Source organism: Pseudonocardia sp. 2-7 (assembly GCF_056341085.1).
In genome coordinates this window covers 306537-329295 of sequence record NZ_CP094507.1, presented here as the reverse complement: position 1 = coordinate 329295, position 22759 = coordinate 306537, and the positions used below count along the sequence as shown (strand labels likewise).

At 72.8% G+C, this 22759-nt stretch carries 23 protein-coding genes and 2 pseudogenes; 13 read left to right on the top strand and 12 right to left on the bottom strand.

All coding sequences use genetic code 11. From position 1 onward, the window contains the following. Positions 1 to 80 precede the first annotated feature (80 nt). From MTO91_RS01690 to MTO91_RS01670, 5 genes and pseudogenes are all read left to right on the top strand, one after another. Positions 81 to 521, top strand: coding sequence for a nuclear transport factor 2 family protein (locus MTO91_RS01690; protein ID WP_062399596.1), 441 nt, complete (start codon positions 81 to 83; stop codon positions 519 to 521). Next, the gene (locus tag MTO91_RS01685; protein ID WP_476653468.1) at positions 518 to 1333 is read left to right on the top strand and encodes a Rossmann-fold NAD(P)-binding domain-containing protein; all 816 of its coding nucleotides are present in this window, start codon (positions 518 to 520) and stop codon (positions 1331 to 1333) included. Before MTO91_RS01690 ends, MTO91_RS01685 begins: the two co-directional genes overlap by 4 nt. Positions 1334 to 1415: 82 nt before the next feature. After that, positions 1416 to 2354 carry an NADPH:quinone oxidoreductase family protein gene (locus MTO91_RS01680; protein WP_476653466.1) on the top strand — a complete coding sequence of 313 codons (939 nt, stop codon included), beginning with the start codon at positions 1416 to 1418 and terminating at the stop codon, positions 2352 to 2354. Between the two features lie 12 nt (positions 2355 to 2366). After that, positions 2367 to 3011: pseudogene (locus MTO91_RS01675) on the top strand (PASTA domain-containing protein); the annotation flags it as partial. A gap of 245 nt (positions 3012 to 3256) precedes the next feature. Further along, positions 3257 to 3412: an excalibur calcium-binding domain-containing protein gene (locus MTO91_RS01670; protein ID WP_476653464.1), complete on the top strand. Its 156-nt coding sequence runs from the start codon at positions 3257 to 3259 to the stop codon at positions 3410 to 3412. A gap of 54 nt (positions 3413 to 3466) precedes the next feature. On the opposite strand, the gene MTO91_RS01665 is transcribed toward MTO91_RS01670, so the two are convergent. After that, on the bottom strand, positions 3467 to 3967 hold the full coding sequence (locus tag MTO91_RS01665; protein WP_476653462.1) for a class I SAM-dependent methyltransferase: 501 nt from the start codon (positions 3965 to 3967) through the stop codon (positions 3467 to 3469). 48 nt (positions 3968 to 4015) lie between these two features. Between MTO91_RS01665 and MTO91_RS01660 the strand changes: the two genes are divergently transcribed. Beyond that, on the top strand, positions 4016 to 4447 hold the full coding sequence (locus tag MTO91_RS01660; RefSeq protein WP_476653460.1) for a DUF1707 SHOCT-like domain-containing protein: 432 nt from the start codon (positions 4016 to 4018) through the stop codon (positions 4445 to 4447). A 319-nt stretch (positions 4448 to 4766) separates the two neighbouring features. On the opposite strand, the pseudogene MTO91_RS01655 reads toward MTO91_RS01660, so the two are convergent. After that, positions 4767 to 5675 (bottom strand): annotated as a pseudogene (locus MTO91_RS01655) (LLM class flavin-dependent oxidoreductase); the annotation flags it as partial. 111 nt (positions 5676 to 5786) lie between these two features. On the opposite strand from MTO91_RS01655, the gene MTO91_RS01650 reads away from it, so the two are divergent. Then, positions 5787 to 6377: a TetR/AcrR family transcriptional regulator gene (locus MTO91_RS01650; protein WP_073575772.1), complete on the top strand. Its 591-nt coding sequence runs from the start codon at positions 5787 to 5789 to the stop codon at positions 6375 to 6377. Positions 6378 to 6389: 12 nt separating this feature from the next. Here MTO91_RS01650 and MTO91_RS01645 read toward each other — a convergent pair whose 3' ends face one another. After that, positions 6390 to 6800 carry a hypothetical protein gene (locus MTO91_RS01645; protein WP_405420191.1) on the bottom strand — a complete coding sequence of 137 codons (411 nt, stop codon included), beginning with the start codon at positions 6798 to 6800 and terminating at the stop codon, positions 6390 to 6392. A gap of 75 nt (positions 6801 to 6875) precedes the next feature. Here MTO91_RS01645 and MTO91_RS01640 point away from each other — a divergent pair, with 75 nt between their 5' ends. Next, entirely contained in the window at positions 6876 to 8714 is a 1839-nt protein-coding gene (locus MTO91_RS01640) for a prolyl oligopeptidase family serine peptidase (RefSeq protein WP_476653459.1), read from the top strand. On the opposite strand, the gene arsC is transcribed toward MTO91_RS01640, so the two are convergent. Continuing rightward, a complete protein-coding gene (gene arsC / locus MTO91_RS01635; protein WP_100879322.1) occupies positions 8711 to 9055 on the bottom strand; it encodes an arsenate reductase (glutaredoxin) in 345 nt (114 codons plus the stop codon). The two genes, MTO91_RS01640 and arsC, sit on opposite strands and share 4 nt — an antisense overlap. Positions 9056 to 9123: 68 nt before the next feature. Further along, a complete protein-coding gene (locus MTO91_RS01630) occupies positions 9124 to 10581 on the bottom strand; it encodes a catalase (protein WP_073575767.1) in 1458 nt (485 codons plus the stop codon). A gap of 187 nt (positions 10582 to 10768) precedes the next feature. Between MTO91_RS01630 and MTO91_RS01625 the strand changes: the two genes are divergently transcribed. Together MTO91_RS01625 and MTO91_RS01620 are read left to right on the top strand one after the other, a co-directional pair. Further along, positions 10769 to 11962, top strand: a complete 1194-nt coding sequence (locus MTO91_RS01625; RefSeq protein ID WP_476653456.1) for an MFS transporter — start codon at positions 10769 to 10771, stop codon at positions 11960 to 11962. A gap of 355 nt (positions 11963 to 12317) precedes the next feature. After that, positions 12318 to 13262, top strand: a complete 945-nt coding sequence (locus MTO91_RS01620) for an endonuclease/exonuclease/phosphatase family protein (protein WP_476653455.1) — start codon at positions 12318 to 12320, stop codon at positions 13260 to 13262. 3 nt (positions 13263 to 13265) lie between these two features. Here MTO91_RS01620 and MTO91_RS01615 read toward each other — a convergent pair whose 3' ends face one another. Together MTO91_RS01615 and MTO91_RS01610 are read right to left on the bottom strand one after the other, a co-directional pair. Further along, positions 13266 to 13475 carry a DUF397 domain-containing protein gene (locus MTO91_RS01615; RefSeq protein WP_476653453.1) on the bottom strand — a complete coding sequence of 70 codons (210 nt, stop codon included), beginning with the start codon at positions 13473 to 13475 and terminating at the stop codon, positions 13266 to 13268. A gap of 95 nt (positions 13476 to 13570) precedes the next feature. Further along, a complete protein-coding gene (locus MTO91_RS01610) occupies positions 13571 to 14503 on the bottom strand; it encodes a helix-turn-helix domain-containing protein (protein ID WP_476653452.1) in 933 nt (310 codons plus the stop codon). A 441-nt stretch (positions 14504 to 14944) separates the two neighbouring features. Between MTO91_RS01610 and MTO91_RS01605 the strand changes: the two genes are divergently transcribed. Continuing rightward, a complete protein-coding gene (locus tag MTO91_RS01605; RefSeq protein WP_476653451.1) occupies positions 14945 to 15334 on the top strand; it encodes a hypothetical protein in 390 nt (129 codons plus the stop codon). Positions 15335 to 15438: 104 nt separating this feature from the next. Here the strand turns inward: MTO91_RS01605 and MTO91_RS01600 are convergent, their stop codons facing one another. The 3 genes from MTO91_RS01600 to MTO91_RS01590 all read right to left on the bottom strand — a co-directional run bounded on the left by MTO91_RS01600 (position 15439) and on the right by MTO91_RS01590 (position 18509). Next, on the bottom strand, positions 15439 to 16512 hold the full coding sequence (locus MTO91_RS01600; RefSeq protein ID WP_251783105.1) for an aspartate-semialdehyde dehydrogenase: 1074 nt from the start codon (positions 16510 to 16512) through the stop codon (positions 15439 to 15441). Positions 16513 to 16518: 6 nt separating this feature from the next. Next, positions 16519 to 17784, bottom strand: coding sequence for an aspartate kinase (locus MTO91_RS01595; protein WP_073575765.1), 1266 nt, complete (start codon positions 17782 to 17784; stop codon positions 16519 to 16521). Positions 17785 to 18011: 227 nt separating this feature from the next. Beyond that, positions 18012 to 18509: a CGNR zinc finger domain-containing protein gene (locus tag MTO91_RS01590; protein ID WP_476653449.1), complete on the bottom strand. Its 498-nt coding sequence runs from the start codon at positions 18507 to 18509 to the stop codon at positions 18012 to 18014. Positions 18510 to 18565: 56 nt separating this feature from the next. Here MTO91_RS01590 and MTO91_RS01585 point away from each other — a divergent pair, with 56 nt between their 5' ends. Next, positions 18566 to 18727, top strand: coding sequence for a hypothetical protein (locus MTO91_RS01585; RefSeq protein ID WP_167379067.1), 162 nt, complete (start codon positions 18566 to 18568; stop codon positions 18725 to 18727). Positions 18728 to 18733: 6 nt separating this feature from the next. Here the strand turns inward: MTO91_RS01585 and MTO91_RS01580 are convergent, their stop codons facing one another. Both MTO91_RS01580 and MTO91_RS01575 read right to left on the bottom strand, forming a co-directional pair. Further along, positions 18734 to 20131, bottom strand: coding sequence for an amidase (locus MTO91_RS01580; RefSeq protein ID WP_405420203.1), 1398 nt, complete (start codon positions 20129 to 20131; stop codon positions 18734 to 18736). Positions 20132 to 20274: 143 nt separating this feature from the next. Further along, positions 20275 to 20580 carry a hypothetical protein gene (locus tag MTO91_RS01575; protein WP_073575761.1) on the bottom strand — a complete coding sequence of 102 codons (306 nt, stop codon included), beginning with the start codon at positions 20578 to 20580 and terminating at the stop codon, positions 20275 to 20277. A 293-nt stretch (positions 20581 to 20873) separates the two neighbouring features. Between MTO91_RS01575 and leuA the strand changes: the two genes are divergently transcribed. Further along, positions 20874 to 22670: a 2-isopropylmalate synthase gene (gene leuA, locus MTO91_RS01570; RefSeq protein ID WP_357438631.1), complete on the top strand. Its 1797-nt coding sequence runs from the start codon at positions 20874 to 20876 to the stop codon at positions 22668 to 22670. The last annotated feature ends 89 nt before the right edge of the window (positions 22671 to 22759 follow it).

The following is a 22759-nucleotide window of genomic DNA, read 5'->3' as shown; positions in this document are numbered from 1 at the left end:
CAGCATAGCGACTGGACGGGACGGTACCGTCTCGTCCATAGTCGTCGGGACGGAACCGTATCGACGCAACGGAGAGACCGATGGACGACGACGCCCGACGCCGGCGCGCCCACGCCGCCGTGGACGCGGCCCTGGACCGGGTGCTGGCCCACGACATGGCGGGCTTCGCCGCGCTCTGGGCCCCCGACGGCACGATGACCTTCCCGTTCGCCGCGCCCGGCTCGCCGCGCGCGCTCACCGGGCGCGACGCCGTCGCCGACTACGTGGCCGGGTACAACGACCTGCTGCTGCCCACCGCCGTCGTCGACGAGGTGCGGCACACGACCGGCGACCCGGACACCGTCGTCGTGGAGTTCGGCGTGCGCGGCACGGTCGTCGCGACCGGGGCGGACTACGCCCTGCACTACGTCGCGGTCGTGACCGTCGGCCCGGACGGCATCACCGGCTACCGCGACCACTGGAGCCCGCTGGAGGTCCAGCAGGTGCTCGGCCGAACGGGGCTGGCGGAGGCCACCCGATGACGGTCCTGGTCACCGGGGCCACCGGCACCACCGGGCGGCGGGTCGCCGCGCTGCTGGAGTCCGCCGGGGCCGACGTACGCCGGGCCGCCCGGTCCACCTCGCCGGGGTTCGACTGGCTGGAACCGGCGACCCACGACGCCGCGTTCGAGGGCGTCGAGAGCCTGTACCTGCTCCCGCCGCTCGCCACCCCCGACCCGGTCCCCGTGGTCGCCCCCGCTCTGGAGCGGGCGGTCCGGCGCGGTCTGCGCCGGGTGGTGCTCCTGAGCGCGGCCGCCGTCGAGCGCGGCACGCCCGGGCTGGGCGCGGTGCAGGACGTCGTCCTGGGCACGGTCCCGGAACCGTCGCTCCTGCGACCCTCGTGGTTCGCCCAGAACCTGCTCGGTGACCACCTCACCGCACGCGGGCTGCGTGCCGGTGACGTCGTGACCGCGACCGGGGACGGCCGGGTCCCGTTCGTCGACGCGGGGGACATCGCCGCCGTCGCCGTCGCACTGCTGCTCGACCCGGCACCGCCGGAGCCGGACGTGGTGGTCACCGGTCCCGAGGCGCTGTCCTACGACGACGTGTGCGCGATCTGGACCGAGGTCACCGGGCGGCCGGCCCGGCACCGCCCGGTGGGCGTGGCCGCGATGGCCGAGCGGCTCGTCGCCGACGGCATGCCTGCCGACTACGCCGACGTGCTCGCCGGACTCGACGGGCTCATCGCCACCGGGGCCCAGGCCCGTACGAGCGACGCGGTGCGCCGGATCATCGGGCGCGACCCGCGCAGCGTCCGGGACGTGCTGCGGGAGGCCTGCCCGGCCCGGTCATGACCGCGGCCACTCCGACGATCACCGCCGGGCACCCGCGTGCGAGGCTCGCCCACGGACGCAGTGGGCGACGCGAGGAGGCGTGGTGCGACGGGTGCTCTGCCGGGAGTTCGCCGATCCGGAGCGGTTCGAGCTGGTGGAGGAGCCGGACCCGGGGCCGGGACCGGGTGAGGTCCTCGTCGCCGTCGAGGCCGCCGCGGTCAGCTTCGTCGACGGGCTGATCGCCCGCGGCGGCTACCAACTACGACCGCCGCTGCCGTTCACACCCGGCACCGCGGTCGCCGGGACCACCCCGGACGGCAGGCGGGTCGCCGCCCTGCTCACGAGCTTCGGCGGGTTCGCCAGCCACGTCGTCGTCCCGGAGGATCGCCTGGTCCCGGTGCCCGGCGGGGTCGACGCGGGCGTCGCGGCCAGCTCGATGGAGAGCCACGGGACGATCGCCTTCGCCTTCCGGGACCGGGTCACCGTCCGCCCGGGCGAGTGGGTCGTCGTGCTCGGGGCGAGCGGGGGGATCGGGCAGGCCGCGGTCGACCACGCCCGCGCCGCCGGGGCGCGGGTGCTCGCCGTCGCGTCCACACCGGACAAGCGCGCGGCCGCGCTCGCCGCCGGAGCCGAGGCCGCCGTCGGCTACGACGCCCTCAAGGACACGATCCGCGAGCACACCGGCGGGGGCGCGGACGTCGTGATCGACCCGGTCGGCGGCGACGCCGCGGAGGCCGCACTGCGGGCGCTGGGCACCGGCGGCCGGTTCTGTGTGCTGGGCTTCACCTCCGGCGCGATCCCGAGACTGCCCGCGAACGTCGTGCTGCTGCGGAACCGGACCGTCGTCGGCGTCGACTGGGGCGACTGGTCGCGCACCGACCCCGCCGCGTCGCGGGACCTGGCCGAGGACGTGCTGCGCCGGATCGGCGCCGGGGAGCTGCACCCGGCCCGCCCGCGGGCCCTGCCCCTGGCCGACGCGGCCACCGCGACCCGCGCGTACGCCGAGCGCTCCGCGGTCGGGAAGCTCGTGCTCACGCCCTAGTCATCAACCCTGATGACGGGCGGTAGTGGCCGCGTCACACCTCTCGATAGGTCGTTCGTCGGAGCGGGCAGCTCCGGTCGGACCACCGTGAGAGGACCTCCCATGACCGCCACCCAGTCCTGGTCCGCCGTGGAGCCGGCGACGCAGCCGATTCCCGTCGTGCGGCGGGGGAACTCCCCGGCGACCGCCGGTTTCTGGCTGGGGATCGTGGGGCTGCTGGCCGGGTGGGTCCCGTTCCTGGGTCTGCTCGTCACGGTGCCGGCATGGGCGCTCTCGCAGGCCGGTCGGCGCCGGTTCCGCACCGGCGCGGCCACGACGGCGGGTCGTAGCGGCGCCGGGCTCGCCCTGGGCGTGGCGGGCAGCGTGCTCTGCCTGCTGACGACCACCATCGGCATCGTCGGTGCGGCGAACGCACCGCAGCCGGCGCTGCCGGCCGCGGCCCCGGCCGTCCCCGCCGCCGCACCCGCCCCGGCTCCGGTGCCGGTGCCGGTGCCGGACGTCGTCGGCATGACCGACGCCCGGGCACGCGAGGTCCTGGCGCAGGCCGGGTTCACGAACGTCGTGCTCGGTCCGCCGTCCGCGCCGGCCGCCGGGGTCACCGCGGGCACGGTCACCGCGCAGGACCCGGTGGGATCGACGACGCACGACCGCGCGGCCGCCGTCACGCTGGTCGAGGCCGCTGCACCGGCCGCACCCGTGGCCCCCGCCGCGGCGGCGACCGGCGCACCGGTGGACCCCGACGTCGACCGTCCGTACGTGCCCGCCCGCCCGCTCGTCGCGACCCCGCCCGCCCCGCGCACGGCCGTCGCCGCGCCCCGCCCCGCCCCGCCCCGCAGGCGTCGCGTCCGGCCGCTCCCGCACCGCGCCCGGCCGCTGCTCCCGCACCGCGCCCGGCGGCACCCGTGGCGCCGGCTCCGGCGCCGGCATCCGGCGGTGGGTCCGCCTACTACGCCAACTGCACCGCGGCCCGCAACGCCGGTGTGGCCCCGCTGTACCGCGGCGACCCGGGCTACCGCTCGGCCCTCGACCGCGACAACGACGGCATCGCCTGCGAGTGAGCCGACCCACGTGACCCGGTGCCCGGCGGGGGTCCCGCCGGGCACCGGCGCGTCTCAGGCCGGTCGGGCCGTCACCCCGGCCCCGCCGTCGCCGGACACCGGAACCGGGTCCCAGCCGTTGCGGCGGAGCCCCGACGCAACGGCCGCGGGTGGGGTGCCCTCGTAGAGCACGTGCAGCACCCCGCCCGGCGCGAGCACCCCGCGCAGCACCGCCAGCTCGGGCCCGGGGTCGCGGGTCCAGAACAGGTTGACGTTCAGCGTGAACGCGACGTCCACCGAGCCCGCCGTGAGCCGCAGCCCGGCCAGGTCCGACCGGAGCACGGTGAGCACGCCGCCGTCGACGGCGGCCGCGCAGCGCTCGGTGGTCCGCGCGACGGCGACGGCCGAGCGGTCCACCGCCCACATCGCGCCGCCCGCGCCCCGGTCGAGCCGGGGGCAGACCAGCGACGCCACGGCACCCGGCCCGCAGCCCACCTCCAGCACCCGGGTGCCCGGACCCGCGCCGACGACGGCGGCCGCGAACCGCGCCCGCGCCGGGACCGCCCTCGCCGCCACAGCGGTCATCCTGGCACGGACCGGGCACCCACAGGCATCATCGAGGAGGTGGACGAGGTGGTGGGACCCGAGCAGATCCGTATCTCCGACGCCGAACGCCAGGCCGTCGCCGACCGGCTGCGCGCCGCCCACGCCGAGGGCTACCTCGATCTCGCCGAGTACGACGAGCGCGTGACCGAGGTCTGGCGGATGCGCACCCGCGGCGACCTGGGCCGGGTGACCCGGGACCTGCCCGCCTCCTCGGCCCCCTCCCGCCGCGACGGCGTGCTGTTCTCCGCGACGGCCGGGGGCGTCGCGATGCGGGTCCTGACGGTCATCTGGCTGTGCATCACCGCCGCGGCCGCCGCCGGGACCTCGGTGCTGGCATTGCTGACCGACCTGAGCCCGTGGTGGTTCCTGGTCTTCTCCGCGCCGACCGGGGCGGTGCTGCTGACGTTGTGGGTGGCGGGCGCGGGGCGCCCGCGGCGCGGCGGCCGGTAGCCGCCGCGCCGGGACCCGTCAGCCGCCCGCCTTCTCCTGCTCGTAGCGCTTGGTCATGGTGTCGACGGCGTCGAGCTGGCTCTGGGCGTGCTTCTCGCGCGTGGAGCTGGCCCGGTCCTTGGCCGCCAGGGTGCCCGCGTCCCTGGAACTCGGGCACGACGTACTGGGCGATGAGCTCCCAGGAGCGCTTCGTCGCCTCGGGGTTGGCCCACTCGTGGCCGAGCAGCAGCATCGCGCCGAACCCGCCGGACTGGTCGACGAGCTTCTGCACCTGCGCCTTCGCGTCCTCGACGGTGCCGATCGCGCCGATCCCGGCGTCGTTGATGAAGTCGATCATCTCCTTGACGTCGCCGCCCTCGACCGCCATCTGCGGGAACGCCGCGACCTTCTGGAAGTAGCGGAACCAGTGCTCGATGCCGTACTCGACCTCGCGGTAGGCCTGTTCCCGGGTCTCGGCGACGTGCATGAGGCCGACCAGGCGCCACTTGCTGCGGTCGGGCGCGGGCTGCCCGTGGTGGGCGGCGCGCTCCTCGACGACGCTCCAGTGGTGGGCCAGCGCGTCGAAGCCGTCCTGGGTGAGGGTGGCGCCGGTGGACAGCAGGCCGATGCCGTGCTGCCCCGCCATCCGCGGCCCGGTCGGGGACGCGACGGCGGCGACCGCGATGTCGAAGCACGGGTCGCTGTAGGGCGCGAGCTGCGGCTGGGCGTCGATCAGGTTGTGGGTCCTGGTCTCGGCGTTCACGACCTCGCCGCGCAGCAGCCGCATGATGATGTCGAGGTTCACCTCGAGGAGCTCACGGGTGTCGGTGGGGTTCAGGCCGATCATCGACGAGTCGGTGGGCAGCGAGCCGGGCCCGCAGCCGAGCATCGTGCGGCCGCGGGTGAGGTGGTCGAGCATCACCATGCGGTCGGCCACCCACAGCGGGTTGTGGTAGCTGATGGAGGTGACGCCGGTCCCGAGCCTGATGTTCCGGGTCCGCTCCGCCGCCGCGGCGATGAAGATCTCGGGCGAGGCGATGATCTCCGAGCCCGCGGAGTGGTGCTCGCCGATCCACGCCTCGTCGAAGCCGAGCCGGTCGAGGTGTTCGACGAGCTCCAGGTCGCGCTGCAGCGCGAGGGTGGGGTTCTGCCCGGGCTGGTGGAACGGGGCCAGGAAGGTGCCGAATCGCAGTCTGCTCACGGTGACTCCTCGTGGCTCCGGTGCCCACTCCGTCGAGGACACCGCCATGACAGTCCTTACCTGCAGTGACCGGCGTCACGCAAGCGTTGCACGACAGTGGCAGACCGGGTGAACGGCCGGTGTACGGACGTCCGTGACGACCCGATAGGTTCCGCGATCATGGGACACCGCGAGGAGCTTCTGGACGGGGCCGCGCAGTGCCTCTACGAGAAGGGGTTCGGCCGCACGACCGCACGGGACGTGGTGGCCGCGTCGGGGACGAACCTGGCCTCCATCGGCTACCACTTCGGTTCCAAGGACGCCCTGCTCACCGAGGCCCTGCTGCGGGCGACGACGGCCTGGGGCGAGGAGCTCGACCGGGCGCTCGCCGAGCCCGCGGGCGGGACCACCGACCCGCAGCGCCGGGTCGAGGAGACCTGGAGCCGGGTGGTCGGCCTGTTCTCCACCCAGCGACGCCTGTGGGCCACCCACGTCGAGGCGCTCGCCCAGGCCGAGCGGCTGCCGGAGCTGCGCGCGAAGCTCGCCGAGGCCCAGCGGGAGGTCCGTGAGGGCCTGGCCCTGACCTTCCACACGCTGCCCGACGACCCGGCCGCCGCGGACCGCCGCGTGCACGTCCTCGGCTCCGTCTACCAGGCGCTGCTCACCGGGCTCATGGTCCAGTGGATGCTCGACCCCGGCACCGCGCCGTCCGGTGTGGACATCGCCGAGGGGCTGCGCGCCATCGCCGACCGGGCCGACGCCTTCGCCTGATCCCCCGGCGGGTCAGTGCCAGGGCTCGACCCGGCCGATGATCGTCCCGCCGCGGACCGCACCGGGCTCGGCCACCCGCACGGTGAACGTCCCCAGCGCGAGGAAGCGCAGGGTGACCGTGCCCCCGGCGCTGACGTCGAGGGCACGGCCCTGCTCCGGGACCAGCACCCGGCGCGCGACGTCGCTGCCGACGGTGAGCACCACCGTCGTCCCGCGGCGCACCCGCACCGTCGGGACGGCGGGCTCCGGATGCGTCGCGGAGTGGTCGAACCGGACCGCGGTGAGGCCCTGCGAGTCGGCCCTGGCGGTGACCGTCGGACCACTCACGACGGTGCCGGCGGTCGATCCGGCCGCACCGCAGCCCGCAGCGGCCGGGGAGAGGACGAGCACCCCGGCGAGCAGCAGCCGGGCCGGTCTCCGCATACCTCCATGCTGCCGGATGCGCGTCCGACGACCCCGCCCGGTGCACCCGTTCGTGGCGTTCGGCACGATCGGGGCGTGAGCCCGCACCCCAGCGCACCCGTTCCCCCGACGCTCTTCGACGACGAGCGCGAGCAGCGCTGGCGGTCCCGGTTCACCGCGGTGCGCATGTCGCGCCCCGGCTGGGCCCGCGACGCACCGGCCCGCTCGGTCTACGTGTCCAACGCGACCGGGACCTTCGAGATCCACGCCTGGGACCGCGACTCCGGGGAGCACCGCCAGGTCACCGACCGGCGCAACGGCACCACCTCGGCCGTGCTGCCGCCGGACGGCGGGCACGTCTGGTGGTTCGCCGACACCGACGGCGACGAGTTCGGCCACTGGGTCGCCCAGCCGTGGTCCTCCGCGGCGGGCACCGACACCGTGCCCGCCGTCCCCGGCGCCGGCGACGGCTACCCGGCGGGCCTGGAGATCGGCCGCCGGGTCACCGCGATCGGGGTGTCCACCGACGACGGCACGGTCCTGTCGGTGCACGAGCGCGGCTCCGGCACCGACGCCCGGGAGATCTACCGGCACACCGAGGACGCGGGCGTCGGCGCGCTGTCGGAGGACGAGACGCTGCTGGCGATCTCGCACTCCGAGCACGGCGACTCCCGCCACCCGTCGCTGCGGGTGCTCGACGTCGCCACCGGGGACACCGTCGCCGAGCTGCACGACGGGCCCGGCCGCGGCCTCGCCGCGCTGGAGTTCTCCCCCGTCGCGGGCGACCAGCGGCTGCTCGTCGGCCACGAGCGCCGCGGCCGCGACGAGCTGCTGGTCTGGGACCCGACCACCGGTGAGGTCACCGAGCTCGCGGTCGACCTGCCCGGCGAGCTGGTCGGCGGGTTCGTCCCGGACGCCTCCGCGCTGCTCCTCGCGCACACCCACGCCGCCCGCACCCGGCTGTTCCGCTATGTCCTGGCCTCCGGCGAGCTGACCGAGCTGCCCACCGCGCCCGGCTGCGTCGGGTCCGCCGAGGTCCGCGACGACGGCACCGTCGAGTACTCCGCGTCGTCGGCGGCCACCCCGTCGCAGATCCGGGCACTGCGCCCGGACGGCACCGACGACGTCCTGGTCGCCCCGCCCGGGGAGCGCCCGCCCGGCTCGGTCGCCGTGCGCGACGTGTGGACCGACGGACCCGGCGGCGCCGTGCACAGCCTCGTCGCCGAGGCGCCGCGCACCGCCGACGGCCCGGCCCCCGCGGTGTTCGTGCTGCACGGCGGCCCGCACGCCGCCGACGAGGACCGTTTCGACGCCGGCCGCGCCACCTGGGTGGAGGCCGGGTTCACCGTCGTCGAGGTCAACTACCGCGGCTCCACCGGCTACGGCTCGGCCTGGCGGGACGCGATCGAGGGCAGGCCGGGGCTGACCGAGCTGGAGGACGTCGCCGCCGTCCAGGACGCGCTGGTCGCCGACGGCGCCGTCGACCCGGCCCGCTGCGTCGTCGACGGCTGGTCCTGGGGCGGGTACCTGTCGCTGCTCGCCGCCGGGACGCAGCCGCAGCGGTGGGCCGCGGCCGTCGCCGGGGTGCCGGTGGCCGACTACGCCGCCGCCTACGCCGACGAGATGGAGCAGCTGCGCGCGTTCGACCGGGCGCTGTTCGGCGGCTCCCCCGACGAGCTGCCCGACCTCTACCGGGAGGCCTCGCCACTGACCTACGTCGACGAGGTCCGCGTGCCGGTCCTGGTGCTGGCCGGGGAGAACGACCCGCGCTGCCCGATCCGGCAGATCGACAACTACCTGGACGCGCTGGCCGGACGCGGGGACGTGACCTACGAGGTCAGCCGGTTCGACGCCGGGCACGGCTCGCTGGTGGTGTCCGACCAGCTGGACCTGATCGCGACCGAGGTCGATTTCGTGCGGCGGGCTCTGGGCTAGTCGCCGAGCAGGCCCAGCACGTTCTCCGGCGGCCGGCCGACGACGGCCCGGTCACCGTCGATCACCACGGGCCGCTCGATGAGCTTCGGCTCGGCGGCCAGCGCGTCGAGCAGGGTGTCCCGGTCGGCGCCGGCGAGGCCCTGCCCGCGGAACGCGGGCTCGCCGGTGCGGGTGATCGCGAGCGGGTCCTCGGTGCCGAGCGCGGCCAGGGCCCGCTCCAGCTCGGCGCGGGTCGGCGGGTCGTCGAGGTAGCGCCGCACCGTCGGTTCGACGCCGCGGTCGGTCAGCAGCGCGAGGGCGGCGCGGCTCTTCGAGCAGCGCGGGTTGTGCCAGATCTCCACACCCCGAGCCTAGGACGCACGACGGCCCCGGGGGTGTCCCCGGGGCCGTCGGTCGGTGCGCGGAGCGGTCAGCCGCCGTTGCGGACGGCCTGCTCGATCCGGTCGCCGATGTTCTTGTCGACGTTGCGCCAGTACTCGAAGGCGCGCTGCAGCACGGGCTCGGTCACGCCGTCGAGCAGGTGCCCGGCGACGTTGCCGACGAAGCGCTCGCGGGCGGCGTCGTCGAAGACCTCGCGGACCATGATCCCGGCCTGGCCCCAGTCGTCGTCGGACTCGCGCAGGGAGTACGCGCTGCGGACCATCTCACCGTCGGCGTACCAGAGGGCCTCGGAGACGCGCTTCGGGTCGGCCGCCGGGCCGCCGTAGGAGTTGGGCGCGTAGATCGGGTCACGGGTGTTCGTGATCCGCATGGCGCCGTCCTTCTGGTAGTTGTTCACCTCGCTGCGGGGCGCGTTGACCGGGATCTGCTTGTAGTTGACCCCGAGCCGGGCGCGGTGGGCGTCGGCGTAGGAGAACCCGCGGGCGAGCAGCATCTTGTCCGGCGACAGCCCGGTGCCGGGCACCAGGTTGTTCGGCTCGAACGCGGCCTGCTCCATCTCGGCGTGGTAGTCCTCGACGTTCCGGTCCAGCGTCAGCTTCCCGACCTTGATCAGCGGGTAGTCGCTGTGCGGCCACACCTTGGTCAGGTCGAACGGGTTGTACCGGTAGGTCTTGGCGTCGGCGAACGGCATGACCTGCACGTACAGCGTCCAGGACGGGTGGTTGCCCGCCTCGATCTCGTTGTAGAGGTCGGCCTGGTGGTAGTCGGGGTCCGAGCCTGCGAGGGTGTCGGCCTCGTCCTGGGTCAGGCACTCCACGCCCTGGTCGGACTTGAAGTGGTACTTCACCCAGACCATCTCGCCGGCCTCGTTGATCCAGCTGTAGGTGTGGCTGGAGTAGCCGTTCATCTGCCGCCAGGTCTTCGGGATGCCCCGGTCGCCCATGAGCCAGGTGACCTGGTGCGCCGACTCCGGCGACAGCGTCCAGAAGTCCCACTGCATGTCGTGGTCGCGCAGGTTGTTCGCGACGCGCCGCTTCTGGCTGCGGATGAAGTGCTGGAACTTCATGGGGTCGCGGACGAAGAAGACCGGCGTGTTGTTGCCGACCATGTCCCAGTTGCCCTCGGTCGTCCACAGCTTCAGCGAGAAGCCGCGCGGGTCGCGCCAGGTGTCGGGGCTGCCGCGCTCACCGGCGACGGTCGAGAACCGGATCACGCCACGGGACTCGACGCCCGGCTGGAGGAACGCGGCCTTGGTGTACTGCGAGACGTCCTCGGTGGTCTCGAACCGCGCGAACGCCCCACCGCCCTTCGCGTGCGGCTGACGCTCCGGGATGCGCTCCCGGTTGAAGTTCGCCATCTGCTCGATGAGGTAGTGGTCGTTGAGCAGGAGCGGGCCGTCGGGGCCGATCGTCAGCGAGTGCTCGTCGCTGGCGACCGGGCTGCCGGAGTCCGTGGTGGTGGGCTTGGGCTGGTGCGACGTGGTCACGGCCGAGCCTCCTCGTACGCGTCATGGGTGGGGCGGGCGGCGCCCCGCCGGGTCGACCGGGACGCTCCCGCGGCTGCGCGGCCGCGTCGCGGTCGGCGGTGTTCGGTCCCCAAGGACTTCCCGTGGGGTCCCGGCCGAAACCCGAAACCGGTGCGCGACGACGACGGGCGCGGGTCAGGATGGGGTCGTGCCCGACACCGCCGCCACCGCACCCCGCGCCGGCCCGGGTGCGTTCGCCGACGTGCTGCGCCTGCCCGGGGTCGGTGCGATCACCGCGATCGGCATGGCCGCCCGCATCCCCGCGACGGCCGTCGGCGTCACCCTGACCCTGCACACCGTCACCACGCTCGGCCACGGCTTCGGCGCCGCCGGGCTGGTCGCCGCCGCGGTCCCGACCGGGATGGCGATCGGCGCCCCGCTGCTCGGCACGATGGTCGACCGGCACGGGCTGCGGCCGGTCCTGGCGCTGACGATGACCGCGGGCCTGCTGTTCTGGTCGGTGGCGCCGCTGCTGGGTTACGCCGGTCTGCTCGGCGCCGCCTTCGTCGCCGGCATCCTGACCCTCCCGGTGTTCTCGCTGGTCCGGCAGGTCATCGCGGCCGCCGTCCCGGCCGGACGACGCCGCCCCGCCTTCGCGCTGGACTCGATGACCGTCGAGATCTCCTACATGACCGGGCCCGCCGTCGGGTCGCTGCTGACGGTGTGGCTGGGCTCGGCGACGACGATGCGCGTGATCGGCGCCGGGTTCGTCCTGGCCGGGATCGCGCTGTGGCGGCTCGACCCACCGGTCCGTGCCGACGGCGACGGGGCCGCCCGCACCGGCCCCCGCCCCCCGCTGCGCAGCTGGCTGACCCGACCGCTGGTCGGCGCGCTGCTGGCGGTGACCGCCGCGGTGATCGCGATCATGGGCACCGAGTTCGCGTTCATCGCCGCCCTCACCTCCTCCGGGCAGGCGTGGGCGATCGCGCTGGTCAACGCCGTGTGGTGCCTGGCGTCGCTGGTCGGCGGGTTCCTCTACGGCAGCGCCCGCCGCAGCCTGCCGCTGCCGCTGCTGCTCGCCGCGCTCGGGCTGGCGACGCTCCCGGCGGCGCTGGCCTGGTCGTGGTGGAGCCTGCTGTTCCTGCTGCTCCCCGCGGGTCTGGCGACCGCGTCGACGCTCGCGGCGGGCAGTGCCGCGATCGGCGACCTCGCCCCGGACCGGGTGCGCGGCCTGGTCACCGGCCTGCAGGGCTCCGCGACGACGCTCGGCATCGCCATCGCGACCCCGCTGGCGGGGGTGCTGGTCGACACCGCCTCACCCGGCGTGGCGATGCTGGCCTGTGGGTCGGTCGCGGTCGTCGCCGCCGGGGTGGCGGCGCCGCTGCTGCGCGTCCGGGCCTGACCGGCCGGGGCCGCACGGCCGTCGGTGTCACCGAGATGCACGTCAGCGGGATTCGTGGATCTTCCAGGCCCGCTGGGCTGCATCTCGGCGATCCCGCTGCCGCCGAGATGCACCTCGGGGTCGTCCGAATCGCTCCGCCGGAGCCCTGAGCTGCATCTCGACGTGCGAGCGGTCGACGAGCGGTCGCGCAAGTCGGACACTGAGAGCGCCCACAGACGATCGGCGCAGGGCACCGTCCGGATGCGGCGGGCAGGTGTGCCCCTCGGGCAGACTGGATCGAGTGAGCGCACCGCCCCACCCCGACTCCGAGACCCAGCCCATCCCGAGTGGGCGGCCCCGTCGTCGGGGAGGTCGGGTGCGCTGGGGGTTCGCGCTGTTCCTCGGTGCCGCCGCCGCGCTCGCGACGCTGCCCGACCTCGTCGGTCTCGACGCCCACTCCCCGTTCGCGCAGGTCATCGCCTTCCGGCCGTTGATGGTCGCCGCGCTCGGCGTGCTGGTGGTGGTCGGCCTGCTGATCACCCTGGCCGCCCGCCGGTTCTGGCCGGTGCCGGTCGTCCTCGCGCTGGTCGCGCTGGTCGGCGCGGCGATGGTGCTCCCGCGCACCGTGGCCGACCCCGCGCCCACCGGCGGCACCCCGCTGAAGGTGCTGGCGCTCAACGTCTACGAGGGCAACGCCGACGCCGACTCCCTCGCCGCGCTCGTCGCCGCGGAGAACCCCGACGTCGTCTCGATCCCGGAGGCGGGCGGCCGCTACGAGAGCGAGATCGCGCCGCTGCTGGAGCCGCTGGGCTACCGGACGGCGTCCAGCGTCGACCGCTGGGACCGCGACGTCACCGGCAACACCGTGGCCTGGTCGGACCGGCTCGGCGACGTCCGCACCCGGATCGGCAAGGACGTCCGCTTCGACTACATCGAGATCACCGGCGGCGGCCTGGGGAACCTGCGCTTCGTCGCGTTCCACTCCGTCGCCCCGGTCCCGCGCTCGGTCGGACAGTGGCGCTCGGACCTGGAGACCGTCGCGAAGTGGTGCTCCGGGGCGAGCCCGGCGATCGTCGCCGGCGATTTCAACGCCTCGCTCGACCACTCGGTGTTCCGGGACGCGATCCAGGGCTGCGGCGACGCGGGCTCGCAGACCGGCAACGGGCTGGCCGGGACCTGGCCGACCTGGGCGCCGTCGTGGCTGGGGCCGCAGATCGATCACATCGTCTACAACGGCGGGATCGCCGCCGAGTCCTTCGGGACGCGGTTGGTGCCCGGCACCGACCACCGCGCGATCGTGGCGACGCTGCGCCTGCCGTAACAGTCAGTCCGGAATGTCGAACTCTCCCGCCTTGACCCCCGAAAGAAACGCCGTCCACTCATCCGGCGTGAAGATCAGCGTGGCGCTTCGGCTCTTGCTGTCCCGCAACACGATGTCTGCTCCCGCGGCGATCGCCACCTCGACGCAGTTCTCGGTTCCGGAGTACGAACTCTTCCGGAAAGCGACCTGATCAAGGTCACGGTGGTCCGTCACCCGCGTCGGCCCCCTCGTAGTGGCGATGTGCGACGGAGTGTAGCCCGCGAACACGGAGAGGTGAACACGATCGACTGAGAGGTCGTCCGAGCTAGTCAACCCTCGTTCGCGATGATGCCCTCGATGAGAGCGACCGCTTGACTGTCATGCAGAGCCGAACCAGCGAGAACGTCGAACTGCCTCTGGTAGCTGGCGACGTCTGCGGGGTCGCGCAGGTAGGTCGAGCCCGCTCGACCCTCGATATAGACAACGTCCTGGTCCCGATCGTCGAGAAAGGTCATGACGACGAACGGCCCGCCGATCGCGGCCGGGACGGCAAGTGCGGCAGGTACGACTCGAACCCGCACGGTCTTACGACCGTCGGTGATCTCATCGGCCAACGCCTGCAGCTGTCCCTTCATCGTCTCGGCGGATCCGAAGCGACGACGCAGAGCGATCTCACCCAGCACGACGTCGATCTCCAAGGGGTGCGCTTTGTCGAGATGCCTCTTGCGGAGCATCCGGAGTTGCACCAGGCGTTCCCGCTCCTGCTGATCGCGCTCCGGAAAGAAGGCATCGACGACAGCGGTGGCGTACTGCGGAGTCTGCAGAAGACCAGGGACAAGGTCCGGCTCGAACGACACGAAGCCGGCCGCGAAGCTCTCGTACTCCATGTACGTGCCCACATGCTCAGCAGTCATGTCACTGTTGATCACGTCGCGATACGGCTTGAACCACTCCTGACGCCTGCTGTCTGACAGCAGCGACAGCAGGCTCTCGCGAGTGGAGGCATCAATGGTGGCGTATTCGGAATAGATCTCCAACAGCTTCTCGATGTCGACGACACGAGCCGGCGTAGTGCCATTTTCCAGCCGACTCACCGTCGCCTGCGACCGCTGCAATCGTTGACCGACATCCGACAGGCGCAGACCGGTCTGCTCCCGCAGTCGACGAAGCTCGACGCCCAGCCGCCTCCGCGCAGCCGAAGGGCTGACCCGCCCGGCAGAAGAGAGTGGGGGGTGGGCGTTCGGCTGACTTGAGTCAGACACGGGACTCCTCGGAGGGGCACGACGCTCGACCGAAACATCGTCGTGAAAATTCAGTGGGCAACCGTGTAATCGACTAGTCACCACCCAGAGGTACGGCTCACACCCATCTTCAAAGCGAACGGTGCCAGACGAGCGACGGGTGGACGACCCTTACATTGTCCACCCCCAGACAGGACACGCAGCAAGGCAAGCGGTCAAAGTGATGAGCCGAGCGGTCGTTGGCGAGTGCTGATGCCTGGGATCTAAGACGCCCGTGCCACGCCAGACCCACGAGGTTCGAGCGCTCCTCCGCCAAGGCGGCTCGACCGCTCCCCGCACCACCTCGACCCCAGTCGCAGGACGTCGGACCAGCTCTACCCACTCCTGACGACCTGGCCGACTTAGGTTGTGAAATTTCATGAAGCGATCCCATAATGGCTTCACACTGTCCATACGGGTCGGGTGGTCACCGTGCTGTGGAGCGTCGTCGTCACTGGAATCCTTGTTCTCGCCGGACTGGCTGTGATCGTCGGCCTGCTCGATGACCATGCGACGCGGACGGCCTGGCATGGCATCTCGATCGCCCGTCGCCGGAACGGGGACGTCTCTCGGGCCCAGTACACGCGGCAACAGGAACTCGAGACGTGGGAGGACGATCTCACAGCGTGGGAGATCGAGTTGCGCGCCTGGGACCGGCGACTGCGAGCCGCCGCGGATCGCTCGCCTCCCGACCCCGGACCGACTTCGACCCTGCCCGGGCAGGTGGACTTCGAGACCGAGGACGACCGTGAGGCACGCACGGAGCCGTTCCGGGCCGAGCCCGAGGAACCCGGAGACGAACAGACCGCCTGATCGCACTTCTCACGAAACGATCCGCCGAACCCGTCCGGGCCCGCACACGACGACGGCCGCCACCCCGGGCTCCGGGGCGGCGGCCGTCGTCGGTGCGGAGGAGGTCAGCCGGCCGCGGCGACCGTCTCCGCCACCTCGTAGGTGTTCAGGGCGGCACCCTTGCGCAGGTTGTCCCCGCACACGAACAACTCCAGGGTGTTCGGGAAGTCCAGCGACTGCCGGATCCGGCCCACCACGGTCGGGTCCCCGCCGACGGCGTCGGCCGGGGTCGGCCACTCGCCCGCGGCCGGGTCGTCCTTGACGACGATCGTCGGCTGCGCGCCGAGAACCTTGCGGGCGGCGTCCACCGAGACCTCCGAGGAGAAGGTCGCGTGGATCGCCAGCGCGTGCGTGGTGACGACCGGGACGCGCACGCAGGTCGCGGAGACCTTGAGCTCCGGGATCCCGAGGATCTTGCGGGACTCGTTGCGGACCTTCAGCTCCTCCGACGACCAGCCGTCGTCCTTGAGGGAGCCGGCCCACGGCACGACGTTGAGCACCAGCGGAGCCGGGAACGGCGAGTCGCCGCCGACCGGGATGCCGGCCTCGGTCAGGACGGCCGCGACGTCGCCGGCGGCCTTCCCGAGGTCCTTGCCGGCGACCGCGGACAGCTCGGCCTGCAGCTGGTCGATGCCGGGCTGGCCGGCACCCGACGCGGCCTGGTACGACGACACGACCAGCGCCTCGAGCCCGAACTCGCGGTGCAGCGCACCCATCGCCGCCATCATCGACAGCGTCGTGCAGTTCGGGTTGGCGATGATCCCCTTGGGCCGCTCGGTCACCTTCTCCGGGTTGACCTCCGGCACGACGAGCGGGACCTCGGGGTCCATCCGGAACGCGCCGGAGTTGTCGACGGCGATCGCGCCGCGGGAGGCGGCGATCGGCGCCCACTCGGCGGAGACCTCGTCGGGCACGTCGAACATCGCGATGTCGACGCCGTCGAAGACCTCGGGCTTCAGCTCCAGGACGGTGATGTCCTGGCCGCGGACCGTCAGCACCTTGCCGGCGCTGCGGGCCGAGGCGATCAGGCGGATCTCGCCCCACGGCACCGACTCGCGGGAGTCGATGATCTCGATCATGGTGGTGCCGACGGCACCGGTCGCGCCGACCAGCGCGAGAACGGGTGAGTCCATGGCCATCTCAGCTCACCGGCCCGTTCCGGCGGCGACCACCGCGTCGTCCTCGGCGCCGAGCTCGAACGCCTCGTGCAGCGCCTGCACCGCGTCGTCGAGCTGGTCGGAGCGGCAGATGACCGAGATCCGGATCTCCGAGGTGTTCATGGTCTCGATGTTGATCCCGGCGTCGGAGAGCGCCTCGCAGAACTTCGCGGTGACGCCGGGGTGGTTGCGCATGCCCGCGCCGACCAGGGACACCTTGCCGATGTCGTTGTCGTAGATCAGCTCGGTGAACCCGATCTCGCCCTTCGCGCGCTCCAGCGCCGCGACGGCGGTGTCACCGTCGGTGCGGGGCAGCGAGAAGGTGATGTCGGTCTTCTTGTCCGACACGTTGGAGATGTTCTGCAGCACCATGTCGATGTTGATCTCCGCGTCGGCGACCGTGCGGAAGATCTTCGCCGCCATGCCGGGGGTGTCCGGCACCCCGGTGACGGTGATCTTGCCCTCGGACCGGTCGTGGGCGACGCCGGTGATGATCGGATTCTCCAACGGGATCTCCTCGATCGAGCCGGAGACCAGGGTGCCCGGCTTGTCGTTGTAGGAACTGCGCACCCGCAGCGGGACGCCGTAGCGGCGGGCGTACTCGACGGCGCGCAGGTGCAGCACCTTGGCGCCGGACGCGGCGAGCTCGAGCATCTCCTCGTAGGTCACCGTCTCGAGCAGGCTCGCCTTGGAGACGATCCGCGGGTCGGCGGTGTAGACGCCGTCGACGTCGGAGTAGATCTCGCAGACGTCGGCGTTCAGCGCGGCCGCGAGCGCGACGGCGGTGGTGTCCGAGCCGCCGCGGCCCAGCGTGGTGATGTCGCGGGAGTCCGCGCTCATGCCCTGGAAGCCGGCGACGAGCACGATGTGCCCCTCGTCCAGGGCCTCACGCAGCCGCCACGGGTTCACCTCGGTGATGCGGGCGTCACCGTGCTTCGAGGTGGTGAGCATGCCCGCCTGCGAGCCGGTGAACGACCGGGCCTCCGCGCCGAGGGCGTGGATCGCCATCGCGACGAGTGCGTTCGAGATCCGCTCACCGGAGGTGAGCAGCATGTCCATCTCCCGCAGCGGGGGCTTCGGGGAGATCTGCTCGGCGAGATCGGTCAGCTCGTCGGTGGTGTCCCCCATGGCGGACACGACGACGACGACATCGTGGCCCTCCTTGCGGGTACGGACGATGCGCTCGGCGACCTTCTTGATCCGCTCAGCGTTCTCGACCGACGAACCGCCGTACTTCTGCACGACGAGGGCCACGCCGACCTCCAATCCTGGCTCCGCGGTGGGAGCCGTCGGGTGCTCTCTCTTCGACCGCCGGAATGCGCAGGTGACGCACCGGCGGCGTTGGTCGGAACGGAACAGTACCGGCGAGCGCCGTCCGTTTTCAGGATCTGGACGGTCACCGATGACCCAGACCACACGGGCTCGCCCGCGGACCCCCCGCTCGGGTATGGGCGCGGGCCGTACGGCCCCGGACCGGGGGCTCAGGCCCGGACGGGCTGCTGCCTGCCGCGGTGCCGACGGACCGCGTCGGTGTTGCCGCAGCGTGCGCTGCAGTACCGCTGCCTGCCGTTGCGGGAGACGTCGGCGTAGACGCGGGTGCAGCCCTCGGCGGAGCACCGGCCGAGCCGGTCCATCCCCCGGGTCGCCAGGTGGGTGGCGGTGCCGGTCGCGAGCAGGGCGCGCAGCACACCGGCCAGGCCCAGACCGTCGTCGCGGTGGTGCAGGTGCCAGTGGCCGTCGTGGTCGGTGAGGCGTGGCGGCCCGGTCGACTCGGCGAGCAGGGCGTTGAGCAGCCGTGCCCGCTCCGCGCCCGGCTCGGCGTCGACGACCGCCTCCCACCGGCGCAGGAAGTCGAGCACCGTCGGCAGGTCGGCGCCGACCGGGTCCCAGTCGCGCGTCACCCCGGCGGCGAGACAGCGCGCGACGAGCTCCCCGGTCGACGACGGCGGCGCGTTCACCAGGTCGGCGGCGAGGAGCACCGGATCCCGTCCGTAAGGGTTGATGTGCACTGACCCATTACAGCAACGTCGTCGTCGTGAGTACACCCCTGGACCACGAGTGGGAGACGACGTCGCGGCACCGCACCTCCGACGGCGTCGTGAGCTACCAGCGCTGCCGGTGCGGGGCGTGGCGGATCCGGCTACGCCCGGACCGGGTGGACGGCCCGCGGACCCTCGCCCCGGCCGAGCGCGGGTAGGACCCTTCAGGCCGCGGGACGCGCCAAGCGCTCGACGGCCGCGGCGATCTCCAGCAGGGCGCGGTCGGCGCCGTGGCGGGCGACGAGCTGGACCCCGACCGGGAGCCCGTCGGGGGTCCGGCCGAAGGGCACCGAGACGGCAGGGCAGCCGGTCACGGTGATCAGGTACGCCGAACGCATCCAGTCCAGGTAGGAGGCCATCGGGACGCCGTCCACGGTGGCCGGGAACTCCTGGTCGGCCGGGAACGGCGGCACCTGCGACACCGGCAGCACCAGCACGTCGTGCTCGGTGAAGAACTCCCGCATCCGCTGGGCGAGCGTCGTGCGGCGCTGGTACGCGACGGCGACATCAGCGCCGGTCAGCGCCTCGCCTGCCCTGATGTTCGCGGCCAGCGAGGCCTTGAACTCCTGCGGGTGCACGGCGAGCTGCATGCCGAACCGGGCCTGGAAGTGCCAGGCGCGCAGGGTGCGGAAGCACTCGTCGGCGCCGGTCAGGTCGGGCGCGGTACCCGACACCGCCGCCCCGGCGCCGGCCAGTGCGTCACCGGCCGCCTCGACGACCGCGGCGACGGAGCGGTCCACGGTGAACGCGCCACCGAGGTCGGCCGACAGCGCCACGCGCAGCCCGGCGAGCGGGACCGGGCGCAGCGGCGAGGCGAAGGTCTCCCCCGGGTCGCCCAGGGCGTGCGGGGCGCGCGGGTCCGGACCGGCGAGCACCGACAGCAGCAGCGCGGCGTCGTCGGTGGTGCGGGCCATCGGACCCCCGGTCGACGTGGTCTCCCACATGTTCGACGACGGCCACTCCGGCACCCGTCCCCACGAGGGGCGCAACCCCACGACCCCGCAGAACGACGCCGGGTTGCGCAGCGAACCGCCCATGTCCGAGCCCTCGGCCAGCGGGACCATCCCGGCCGCCAGCGCGCACGCCGCGCCGCCGGACGACCCACCCGCGGACCGCGTCGGGTCGTGCGGGTTGACCGTGGTGCCGAAGACGCGGTTGAACGTGTGCGAACCGGCCGCGAACTCCGGCACGTTGGTCTTGCCGATCGGCACCACACCGGCGGCCCGGATGCGCTCGACGATCAGGTCGTCGGTGTCCGGGACGTGGTCGGCGAACAGCGGCGAGCCGTAGGTCGTCCGCCACCCCGCGACGGCATGGGTGTCCTTGAACGCGAACGGCAGCCCGTGCAGCGGCCCGACGGGCGCACCGGAGGCCAGCCGCTCGTCGGCGGCGGCGGCACCCGCCCGCGCGCGCTCCACGTCGAGGGAGACGACCGCGTTGAGCTCGGGGTTGCGGGCCTCGATCCGGGCCAGGTGCAGGTCCATCAGCTCGCGGGCCGAGATCTCCCGGGCGCGCAGCGCCGCGACCTGCTCGCGGGCGGTCGAGGCGACCGTGACGGTCACCGCGACCGCACCCGGACGGCCCCGACGCCGGTGGGTCGGGTAGTGCTCATGGGTGGTGCTCCTCCGGGCCGGACGGGTCCGGCGTCGCGGCGCCGGTACGTCCCGGCATCCTGCCACCGCACCCGCGCCCGGCGGGGGACGTGTCAGACCCGGCGCAGCAGCCGCACGACCACCGTGGTGATGATCAGCCACAGGATCGCGGCGACCCCGTAGTTCAGCGTGACGGCCATCTTCGGCTGGGACGGGGTGAACAGGTCACCGAGACCGAGGTTCAGCTGGGCCGCCCAGGAGGACACGAACTCGGTGAGGAAGTTCGCCGGGTTGGCGTCGAGCAGGGTCAGCACGATGTGCGCGACCAGGATGGCCACGATCACCAGGCCCACGATCCGCACGATCGTCGCGATGATGCCCATGCCCTGCCGCACGGTCGTACCCACGGTTGCCGCCATCACAAACCCCTTCGTCACGGACGGCGTCATGGTTGCACCGCCGCACCCTCACTGCCCTTCCAACGAGGGGAAACGCCGCTGGTTGTGATCACTTCGTTGCGAGCCGGGACTCGGGGGCCGGGTTCGACCGTGCGGGTGGCGACTTGCCGCGCAACGGGGGTTCGGGTCTACGGTAGGAGGCATGGCGCGCCTGCTCCTTCGCCGCCGCGGCGGGGTCTGAACCGACCGGCCCCTCGTCGCGGGGTTTCGCGTGTCCGCCGGTCGCCACGACGGCACGACGACGGAGCATTCCCGTGACCACCTCTCCCGACGCCTACGAGGCCCGCGCCCGCAGCAACGTCCGCACCCCCGAGGGTGCGCCTCATGCGGCCCAGCCCGCCTGGAACCGCCAGCGCGGCTCGCAGATGCCGGTCCACCGGTACAAGCCCTTCCATCAGCTGGTCGAGCCGGTCTCGCTGCCCGACCGCACCTGGCCGGACAAGGTCATCGACACCGCGCCGCTGTGGTGCGCGGTCGACCTGCGTGACGGCAACCAGGCGCTGATCGACCCGATGAGCCCGCTGCGGAAGCGGCGCATGTTCGACCTGCTGGTACGCATGGGCTACAAGCAGATCGAGGTCGGCTTCCCGGCGGCGAGCCAGACCGACTTCGACTTCGTCCGCGAGATCATCGAGCAGGGCGCGATCCCGGAGGACGTGCAGATCCAGGTCCTGACCCAGGCCCGCCCGGAGCTGATCCAGCGGACCTTCGAGGCCTGCGAGGGCGCGCACTCGGCGATCGTCCACCTCTACAACTCGACGTCGATCCTGCAGCGCCGGGTCGTCTTCCGCTCCGACCGCGCGGGCATCACCAAGATCGCCACCGACGGTGCGGAGGAGGTCAGCAAGTTCGCCGAGAAGTACCCGGCGACCGACTGGACCTTCCAGTACTCCCCGGAGTCCTACACCGGCACCGAGCTGGAGTACGCCGTCGAGATCACCAACGCGGTGAGCGCGATCTGGCAGCCGACGCCCGAGCACCCGATGATCGTCAACCTGCCGGCGACGGTCGAGATGGCGACGCCGAACGTCTACGCGGACTCCATCGAGTGGATGCACCGCAACCTGGCCCGCCGCGACGCGCTGGTCCTGTCGCTGCACCCGCACAACGACCGCGGCACCGGCATCGCCGCCGCCGAGCTGGGCTACCAGGCCGGCGCCGACCGGATCGAGGGCTGCCTGTTCGGCAACGGCGAGCGCACCGGCAACGTCGACCTGGTCGCGCTGGGCATGAACATGTTCACCCAGGGCGTCGACCCGCAGATCGACTTCTCCGACATCGACGAGATCCGCCGCACCGTCGAGTACTGCAACCAGCTGCCGGTGCACGAGCGCCACCCGTGGGGCGGCGACCTGGTCTACACCGCGTTCTCCGGCTCCCACCAGGACGCGATCAACAAGGGCTTCGCCGCGATGGAGGCCGACGCCGCGGAGGCCGGTCACCCGGTCGCCGACCACACCTGGGAGGTCCCGTACCTGCCGGTGGACCCGAAGGACATCGGCCGCACCTACGAGGCCGTCATCCGGGTCAACAGCCAGTCCGGCAAGGGCGGCATCGCCTACATCATGAAGACCGAGCACCAGCTCGACCTGCCGCGCCGGCTGCAGATCGAGTTCAGCCACGTCATCCAGGCCTTCACCGACACCGAGGGCGGCGAGGTCGAGCCCAAGGCCATGCGCGACGCGTTCGACGTCGAGTACCTGGGCCGCGAGACCCCGCTCAAGCTGGTGCGCCACCGCGTCCACAGCGACGGCGAGGGCCGCGACGAGATCGTCGCGACCGTGCGCGTCGAGTCCGACCTGCACGAGATCGCCGGGTCGGGCAACGGGCCGATCGCGGCGTTCGTCGACGCGCTGGCCGGGATCGGTTTCGACGTGCGGGTGCTCGACTACCACGAGCACGCGATGGGCGGTGGTGACGACGCCCGCGCCGCGGCCTACGTCGAGTGCGCCGTCGAGGAGAAGGTGTTCTGGGGCGTCGGGATCGACAGCTCGATCACCAGCGCCAGCCTCAAGGGCGTCGTGAGCGCGATCAACCGCGCCCTGCGCTGAGTCCGCGGACCCCTCCCCGCCTGCCCCCAGGGTCACCCTCGTAGCGCTCTAAGCCACGAGAGTTCCCCTGGGGGCACCGCGGGCCCGGG

Coding starts and splice junctions, on each gene's coding strand:
- MTO91_RS01690 (WP_062399596.1), top strand. CDS start 81: ATGGACGACGACGCCCGACGCCGGCGCGCCCACGCCGCCGTGGACGCG.
- MTO91_RS01685 (WP_476653468.1), top strand. CDS start 518: ATGACGGTCCTGGTCACCGGGGCCACCGGCACCACCGGGCGGCGGGTC.
- MTO91_RS01650 (WP_073575772.1), top strand. CDS start 5,787: ATGGGACACCGCGAGGAGCTTCTGGACGGGGCCGCGCAGTGCCTCTAC.
- MTO91_RS01645 (WP_405420191.1), bottom strand. CDS start 6,800: ATGCGGAGACCGGCCCGGCTGCTGCTCGCCGGGGTGCTCGTCCTCTCC.
- MTO91_RS01600 (WP_251783105.1), bottom strand. CDS start 16,512: ATGGCCATGGACTCACCCGTTCTCGCGCTGGTCGGCGCGACCGGTGCC.
- MTO91_RS01575 (WP_073575761.1), bottom strand. CDS start 20,580: ATGGCGGCAACCGTGGGTACGACCGTGCGGCAGGGCATGGGCATCATC.